This is a genomic window from Phormidium sp. FACHB-1136 (genome assembly GCF_014697375.1).
Classification (GTDB): domain Bacteria; phylum Cyanobacteriota; class Cyanobacteriia; order Phormidesmidales; family Phormidesmidaceae; genus Nodosilinea.
In genome coordinates, this window is the sequence record NZ_JACJRS010000154.1 from 1 (window position 1) to 8,297 (window position 8,297).

Annotated in this window: 9 protein-coding genes; 6 read left to right on the top strand and 3 right to left on the bottom strand. The window is 52.1% G+C overall.

What is annotated here, in order from left to right:
- A partial coding sequence (locus H6G62_RS27545; protein WP_206755659.1) for a hypothetical protein occupies positions 1 to 204 on the top strand: 204 nt, incomplete at its 5' end.
- Between the two features lie 393 nt (positions 205 to 597).
- Here the strand turns inward: H6G62_RS27545 and pnuC are convergent.
- Both pnuC and H6G62_RS24985 read right to left on the bottom strand, forming a co-directional pair.
- Entirely contained in the window at positions 598 to 1,257 is a 660-nt protein-coding gene (gene pnuC, locus H6G62_RS24980; RefSeq protein WP_199325230.1) for a nicotinamide riboside transporter PnuC, read from the bottom strand.
- Positions 1,250 to 2,293, bottom strand: coding sequence for an AAA family ATPase (locus H6G62_RS24985; RefSeq protein WP_190500267.1), 1,044 nt, complete (start codon positions 2,291 to 2,293; stop codon positions 1,250 to 1,252). The genes pnuC and H6G62_RS24985 overlap by 8 nt, the downstream gene beginning before the upstream one ends.
- Before the next feature lie 418 nt (positions 2,294 to 2,711).
- Between H6G62_RS24985 and H6G62_RS24990 the strand changes: the two genes are divergently transcribed.
- Together H6G62_RS24990 and H6G62_RS24995 are read left to right on the top strand one after the other, a co-directional pair.
- A complete protein-coding gene (locus H6G62_RS24990) occupies positions 2,712 to 3,308 on the top strand; it encodes a ParA family protein (RefSeq protein WP_190500270.1) in 597 nt (198 codons plus the stop codon).
- Positions 3,301 to 3,570, top strand: a complete 270-nt coding sequence (locus H6G62_RS24995; RefSeq protein WP_199325231.1) for a hypothetical protein — start codon at positions 3,301 to 3,303, stop codon at positions 3,568 to 3,570. Before H6G62_RS24990 ends, H6G62_RS24995 begins: the two co-directional genes overlap by 8 nt.
- Before the next feature lie 783 nt (positions 3,571 to 4,353).
- Here the strand turns inward: H6G62_RS24995 and H6G62_RS25000 are convergent.
- Entirely contained in the window at positions 4,354 to 5,424 is a 1,071-nt protein-coding gene (locus H6G62_RS25000) for a PDDEXK nuclease domain-containing protein (RefSeq protein WP_190500272.1), read from the bottom strand.
- A gap of 267 nt (positions 5,425 to 5,691) precedes the next feature.
- Here H6G62_RS25000 and H6G62_RS25005 point away from each other — a divergent pair, with 267 nt between their 5' ends.
- The 3 genes from H6G62_RS25005 to H6G62_RS25015 all read left to right on the top strand — a co-directional run.
- A complete protein-coding gene (locus H6G62_RS25005; RefSeq protein ID WP_190500274.1) occupies positions 5,692 to 6,813 on the top strand; it encodes a hypothetical protein in 1,122 nt (373 codons plus the stop codon).
- A gap of 114 nt (positions 6,814 to 6,927) precedes the next feature.
- Positions 6,928 to 7,221: an AAA family ATPase gene (locus H6G62_RS25010; RefSeq protein ID WP_199325232.1), complete on the top strand. Its 294-nt coding sequence runs from the start codon at positions 6,928 to 6,930 to the stop codon at positions 7,219 to 7,221.
- Between the two features lie 354 nt (positions 7,222 to 7,575).
- A partial coding sequence (locus H6G62_RS25015; RefSeq protein ID WP_190500276.1) for a DUF1016 N-terminal domain-containing protein occupies positions 7,576 to 8,297 on the top strand: 722 nt, incomplete at its 3' end.

Here is an 8,297-nt window from a genome sequence, read left to right on the forward strand (position 1 = left end):
GAAGGACTGGTTGATGAGCAGACGCCCGCCAGTGTAAAAGCCGTCAGAGCCGCCAGGGAAGCCTCCAATAGTGGGTTTCCCTATAAGCCCATCAAGGATATTGAGCCCCCAGCTAAGGTGCAACAACGCACTCGATCTAGGCCGCAGACTCAAAACCCAAATTCTGCCCCAACGAAAGCCCGATCTGAGATGCAGATGGGCTAAGCTATCTCACGGCATAGATTGAAGCCGAGTGGGGATGAGATGAGGGGATCGGACGACTAAAGTGGGAGACTTGTTGAAAATACCTGCTCTGCAAGGGTTCTGGGCAACATGAAATCAAAGAACATACCTGAACCCTTGCAGACGATGGGTGTCATTTTCGGCTATGGGGTTGCTCTGACCATAAGTCCATGTATAGGCAAACCAAAAAGGCAAAACCTGTTTGTCAAAACTGCTTAATCACTAAATCATTGAAACATTTAATCACTTAAGCAGTTATCTCATTAATCGTTTAATCAGTTAATCGTTTAATCGTTTAATCAGTTAATCGTTTAATCAGTTAATCGTTTAATCAGTTAATCGTTTAATCAGTTAATCGTTTAATCAGCAATGCAATTAAGCGCTATGGCGATTGGCTGCTCTATGGACATGATGCCAAGATCTGAGGCCATGTATGGCAATCCCCAGCAAAAGGACGTACAGCAGCGAGAGAAACCGCACTTCTTTGACGTAATACAGGCCAATGGCGATGATATCGACCACAATCCAGTAAAACCAGCTTTCAATCCGCTTGAGGGCCATCAGGGCCATGGCCGTAAAACTCATGACCGTTGTGATGGCATCGAGGAAGGGGAAAGCCGCCGCCTCTGGCAACCACTGGGGTAGCCAGGTGTGAACCTGCCCCATCATCCCGCCCAAGGCTAACCCCACCCCTAGCGTGATGCCGAGGGTCAGCAGGCTTTGACGACGAGGGCTGTAGAAAAAGCCTGTGGGACTCTCTTCCACAGGGCCTTGTTGCCGCCACCACCACCAACCATAACCACTGGCTAGCAGGTAATAGACCTGCTCTAGGGCATCGGAATACAGCCGAATTTGGTAGAACAGGCTCATATACAGCAGCACGCTGAGGATGCCCACGGGCCAGGTCAGCATCTGCTTGCGAGCCATCAGCCACACTGACCACAAATAGAGAATCGTCCCCACCAGCTCGATGTAGCTCATGGGGTAGCCCAAGATAGTAAAGGCAATGGTGTTAATGCTGAGCAGGTCAACCATAGGCTATCGGCAACGGGTCTAGGAGGTTATGGTACTTCTGAAACTGGGCCAGCACCCGTTCCACGTAACGGATTCGATGCTGAAGGTCGCCCCTCACCCGAAAGAAGGGAATGCGCCGCACCAGCAAGTCGCTCATGATTTGCTTTTGAAAAACCGCCCGATTGCCCTCCCCAGATCGATCCCAGGTGTCGTTGTAGGGAATATCGGCCTCGCACAGAAACACCAGGTCGTAGCGGGCCGAGCAGCGGTTGGCCAACTCGGTCAAATGGGGCGTGGCGGTGCCGTGGTAGTAAAGCGAAAAACGGTAGGTGGTGAGGGCGTTGGTGTCGGTGAACAGGTAGCGGTTGGCCTGGGCCAGGTGGGCTTCTTCCCGCTCTATATGACCGATGGCAATCTCTTCTAGTTGCTCCAGCGATAGCCGCCGATTGACCTGATGGGTTTCCCAATACTCTCGGCCATACTCTGGCATCCAGCGAGTCTGGTAGTGCTGGGCGAGGGCTTCCGCCAGGCTAGTTTTGCCCGTGGAGGGTGCTCCCAGAAACACCACATGGGTAATCAGGTCTCGATAGACCAGAGGATGCAAGAACTGACGATGGGCGTAGGGACTAGCGCGGATCTGGGTGGCTGAAATGGGGACGGCGGTGCGGTTTTCCCATTTCGAGTCAGTTGTCCAGTCCACCAAGCGGTTCACAGCCCCCAATGCCAAGCTCATGTGCTCGCCATAGAATTCCCTAGAGTAAAAATGGGTCACACACTGGCACTGAAGCTGACGCAAAACATAGGTTTCGTGGGCCTGCTTAATGGTCGGAGTGTCGCCAATGTCGGTTGGCCCATCCCATGCCTCGATCACCCTCACCGTTGGGTAAAGCTGCCGAATCCAGTTGGCCCGCACCGACAGCGGTACCTCTGTTATTTCCGGGCAATCGTAGGCTATGACAATCACCTCATCCATCTCGGCCAAGGCCGTTTCAATGAGAAACTGGTGCCCCCGGTGCAGGGGCGCAAACTTGCCAAGGGTAAGACCACAGGTTGCCATGATGGTGGATCAAAATACAGCACTTAACGCTTAGGACTGTGACATTTTTCGCTTAATTGGTTAATCAGCTAAGCAGTCTGTCAATTAAGCGCTCAAGTGATTAGCCATCTTTCTTGCTATTGGTCTGCTCTCCATAGATGGAACCTTCCTTAACGCAATTCCCACGGATGAGATATAGAGGCAAACGCTCAAATATCGAGATTCCAATTATTACAGCGACTCTACGCAAAATATAACATCACCGATCAGTCTCACCCTTTCGCTACATCTTGGTGACTAATCGATTAACCAGTAAATCGGTTAATCAGACAATCAAATCAGTGGCTAAGCGGTACAATGAGCCAGCGTCACTCAGGCAGTTAATCGCCTAAGTGATTAATCACTTAAATAGCAAATCGCTTAATCATCGAGAAAGTTCATGATTATTACCGTCGCTGGATTTAAAGGTGGGGTCGGCAAAACCACCACCGCCATTCACCTCGCGGCTTACTTTGCCCAAAGGTCTGACCAAACGCTGTTGGTCGATGGCGACCCAAATCGGTCTTCGCTTTCTTGGGCCAAGCGGGGAACCCTACCGTTTCAAGTGTGCGATTTGATGGCTGCTGCCAAAGCCTCTAGGGGCAAAGATCACGTCATTGTCGATACCGAGGCCCACCCAGACGAAGCCGAACTGGAGGCTCTAGCCGAGGGCTGTGACTTGCTGGTGCTACCCTCCACCCCCGATGCCCTGGCCCTAGAGGCACTGCTGGCCACCGTAGATAACCTTAAAAACCTGACCGCCTACGGGGTGGTGCTAACGATGGTAGACAGTCGGAAAAAAGCGACGGCGCTCCAGGCCAAGGAAACGCTTAAGCAATTAAGCATTCCAGTGTTTAATCAAATGATTAGGCGCTTAACCGCCTACGAAAAAGCTGCTCTGGTCGGGGTGCCCGTCTACGACACCGGGGATCGGTTTGGCCGCATCGCCTGGGGAGAGTATGAATCGCTAGCTAAGGAGATTGAACGCCATGCCTGATGCCGCCAACATGTTCGACAAGCTGGCCCAAAGCCGCCAGAAAGCCAAGGCTACCCCAGAGCCAGCACCGGAAGATCCCCCTAAGAAGCGTCAGCGCAAAGCTACCGGAAAGCGCTCTGACCCCAACTACATTCAGGTGGGCGCTTACATCCCCATCGAACTCAACAAGCAGGTGAAGCGGCGATTGATCGATACTGACCAAGACTTCTCTGACCTGGTGGCCGAACTTCTAGAGCAATGGGTTCAACGTACTGGCGACTAACCAGTCAATCAGTTAATTGACCAATCACTTAGTTGATTATTCACTTAAGCGCTCAACCAATTAAGTACATTAGAGCAATAAAGAGAGCGGCGGAATTCTGAGTAGAAGGTACTGGGTTCCGCCCCAGCCCGTCAGAGTTTGGGCCATGTTGGATGATGCTTTGCCCATTCATGTGACACCTTGCCTGAGATTGTATTTGTCTTGCTTGAGCAGTAAATCGATTAATCGCTTAACCAGTTAATCCAAGGTTGTTGTTGAACACGAAGTACGCCAAACACCCCCATTTGCCCCCAAAACTTGACCGATAAGAAACTGGAAGGAAGTCATTGCCGTTCATAGGGACAATGAGAGAAGTCCTACATTAAGGTATTTGATGGTTCGATTAAGCGATTATTTACCTAATTGCTTAATCGGTCAACCAACTAATCGACTAATCAATTAAGCAATTAACTAGTACTCTGAGGCAGAAATAAGTCTACCGTCGTCGCGCAAGCCTCTGGCTTGCCACAAGAGTCCGACACCTGGGTGCCAATAGTCGAGAGATCTCCGCCTCAGAGTACTAGCCAGCAATGCCCACCGACCTCAGCCTATTGCCCGACGAAGATCTCGACTTTGCCTTGCTAGATGGTCTCAAACAGCGAATTCGTGCTGCCCAAGTAACGAAACCCTAGACCATCAGGCCCGTGATCTGATCACCTGGATTGGAAATGGAATTCCACCTCCAGATATCCCCTGGGCGCTGGATTTGCTCCCTTGTCGATGGGAGATAACTGGTTGCGGAATCTAGGTAATTGGGCTTTCTGAGTCAGCTCCAATTTCATGGATCGCTTCATTGATCGCCGACTCCAGTTCCATCTCCAACTGCTCGATGGACGGTAACTGCTCCTGCAAGGCTTTTGGCAGGCGGTGGGTAGACACAGCAATGGGGGTGTTGAGGTTGCGTAGGGCGTATTCAGCGATGGTTTTGTTCTTGGACTTGCACAGAATAATGCCAATGGTCGGGTTGTCATGGGCCTTCCGCATCTGCTCGTCTACGGCTGAAACATAGAGGTTCATCTTGCCGGAGTATTCTGCTTTGAATTCCCCCATCTTGAGATCAATGATCACAAAGCAGCGCAGCTCTAAGTGGTAGAACAGCAAGTCTAAGTAAAAATCCTCACCGCCTATTTTGAGGTAGTACTGACTACCGACAAAGGCGAACCCCACCCCCAGCTCCATCAAGAAATCCCGGATGTGAGCCACGAGGGCATTTTCGAGATCCCGTTCCTGGACTTTCTGCCCCAGCGGCAGGAATTCCAGATGGTAGGGATCCTTGATGAGTTGTTGGACGAGGTCGGACTGGGGTTGGGGTAGCGTGTGCTCGAAGTTGGTAATTGCTCCGCCCTGGCGCTGGTATAGGCGGCTTTCAATTTGGAGCACCAGCACGTCCCGGCTCCAGCCACTGTCTAGGGTTTGTTGGGCGTACCAAATCCTCTCCTGGGGAGCTTTTAGCTTTTCAATCAAGGCAATGTTATGCCTCCACGGTAATTGTCCAACGGTGCGTTGGACAATTTGTTCGTCAGGCCATGCTTCGGCGAAAGCCCTCATATACAGCAGATTTGAGCGCGAGAAGCCTTTCATGTCAGGGAATTCTTGTCTCAAGTCCTTGGCGAGGCGATCCACAACCTTGCTACCCCAACCTTTCTGCTGTTGTCGCTCCAGGATTTCCCGACCGATCTGCCAGTACAACAGGATCAGTTCCTGATTAACGGCCAGTGCAGCCCTCACTTGGGCAGAACGAATCCGCTTCTTTAGACCATCCAGCAGGGCGATGTAATTGGTGTCTTCGGGAAACAAAGTCGGGTGGGTGGGCATGGTAAGGACTCAGGGGATCTCAGGGGGGAGACGTGTAATCACTGACTCACATATCTAGATAGATATGTGCTCACTTAGAGGATGTTTAGAAAGTAGAAATTAACACATAAGGGCACGGATATCAGAAAAGGCTTCCTCGGTATTAGGCTCAGAGTCATAATGACTAGAGCGCCTTGAAAGCCATGACTTCAGCCTATTCCACCAACCTAACCCGTGACTGGTGGAATAGATAGTCCTCCTGACCCCCTTCTGCCTGCCTTCACCCCCATGAGCGAATACCAGTATTACGAGTTTCAAGCCCTGGATCGCGCCCTGACCGCCCAGGAGCAGAAAACCCTGCAATCGCTGTCTAGTCGGGCGCAGGTGACCCCGCACCGGGCCAGCTTTGTCTATCACTATGGCGACTTTCGGGGGAACCCAGAGGCCCTATTGGCCCAGTCCTTTGATGCGATGCTCTACATGGCTAACTGGGGCACCTGGCAACTCATGTTTCGTTTGCCCAGAGCGCTGGTTAACCCCGCTTGGTTTGAACCCTATGAAGTTGAAGAGGCCATCACGGTCTCTACCACCGCCGACCACCTGATTCTTAACCTTGAGATTCGGGACGAAGGGGGCATCATGGGTTGGGTGGAAGGGGAAGGCTGGTTGCCCCAGCTCTTGCCGCTGCGGGATGACCTGCTGGCCGGGGATCTGAGGGTTTTGTATTTGGCCTGGTTGCGCCTCTGTCCTCACCTGATGGCCTATGGCGAAGATGAAGACCCGCTGGAGCCGCCCCTGCCTCCTAACCTGGGGAAGCTCACCCCGCCCCTGAAAGCCTTTATGGAATGGGTCGCTTTGGATGCGGATCTGGTTGCGGCGGCAGCCCAGGCCAGCCCTAGTCATCAGTCCGCCCCCGCTCGGCCCCTGGAAGCGTGGCTGCCCCAACTCCCTGAAGCAGAACGCCAACAATTTTTGCTGAAACTGGTGCGGCAAGAACCCCATGTTGATGTGCAATTAATCAACCGCCTGAAGGAACTGGCCGCCGTTGATTTACCCCCGCCTCCGTCTCCCGCCCCAGGGCAGCGGCGATTTTCGGAACTGATGGCGGTCGCCGCAGATCAGCAGACCAAACGTCAACAAAAGGAACAAGCGGCTGCCCAAAAGAAGCGCATCAAAGCTCTGGAGGCCCTAGCCCCAAAATCGGAGAAAACCTGGGAACGGGTGCTGAATTTGATTCAGGTGAAACAAGCCTATGCTTACGATGAAGCCACAACCCTGCTCAGAGACCTCCGGGACTTGGCGGAGCACCAGGGGCAATTACCCGCCTTTCGCCAGCGCTTTGAGCGGCTTAAGACCGACTATAGCAATCGCCCCGCCCTCATGAAGCGACTGCGCTCGATTAGGACATAACGCCCAGACTTGCCCAAGCTAGGGTAGTAGGCCGCTCCACCCCGGTCTAGGCTACCAATCGACTGTACATGAAGACCTTGTCGGCGTTACCCGGTTTCGAGGAAAATGAAGATCATGAGCGCCCTTCTATCCGAATTCACCCTCGAAAACTTCAAAAGCTATCGCACCGGGAGGCTCCCCCTCGGCCCCCTCACCGTGCTAATTGGTGCCAACGCCTCCGGCAAAAGCAACGCCCTAGAAGGACTGCGGTTTCTCTCCTGGCTGGCCCAGGGGCAAAAGCTCACCAGTATTCAACATACCGTCAACGCCGCAGATCGCATTGTGCGGGGGCGAGTTGAAGACCTCTGCCATCGGGGTGAAGCCAGCTTTTCCTTTGGTTGCGCCCTGCAAGACAGCTTTGACAGCTAGACCCCATGCTGTATAAGAGTTTCAGTCTTAACGACCAAAATTTTCCGCTGCTAAAACTAAGCCAGGTAGCGGTAAGTGGTTCGCTCACCAGACCGACCCAAGATGGCTGGTAAGAGAAACTCAGCACCCGAAAGTACAGGCAAACTACCTGAAGACAGGATGAGGTTACTTAAAATGGATCCGCTAAGGTGTTAAGATCATGCGTATTAGTCTGCGTCAATTCTATGACATCAAAAGGGATGATGTCATACAAAAGTTGCCGGGAGAAGTATGGATTCAAAACTATTCTCTGAATCTTAATGGATCCATTTTCCCAGAAAGTATAAAACCTCCTCCCCTGCTATAGTCTTCTTCATGCCCAAAGAGTCCTCCCTCTCGTTAGATAGCAACTACGCCGATTTTCTTGATGGATTAAAGCGGCGCATCCGCTCGGCACAGGTTAAGGCAGCCCTTGCTGTCAACCAGGAGCTCATCCTTCTTTATTGGCATATTGGGCAAGAGATCATCGCCAAGCAAAAGCAGGCAAGCTGGGGTAGTAAAGTCATTGATCATCTGGCTCGGGACTTAAAGCGCGAGTTCCCTGATATCAAAGGCTTCTCCCGGTCAAACCTCAAATCAATGCGGGTGTTTGCCGAGGCCTATACTGAGGAGCAAATTAGCCAACAGGCTGTTGGCCAAATACCGTGGAGCCACAATATCCGCATCCTAGAGAAGGTCAAGGATCCAGATGCGCGGCTCTGGTATGTCCAGCAAACCGTTGAAAATGGCTGGAGTAGAAACATCCTTGAGATGCAGATCGAAAGCGGCCTCTTTGAGCGAACAGGTAGTGCTGTCACCAATTTTGAGCGAGCACTTCCTGCTCCTCAATCGGATCTGGCTCAACAGCTCATCAAAGACCCGTATAACTTCGACTTCCTGACCCTAGAAAAAGAGGCTCAAGAGCGCGACCTAGAGAGGGGCCTTGTAGACCAACACTCCGGACAGTTTTTTGGGGTTGGGTTGGAAAAAAGCTATCCACCGCATAGAGTGCAGGTGCAAGTAAAACACGGTGCACCGATGGATAGCCTCAACAGCAT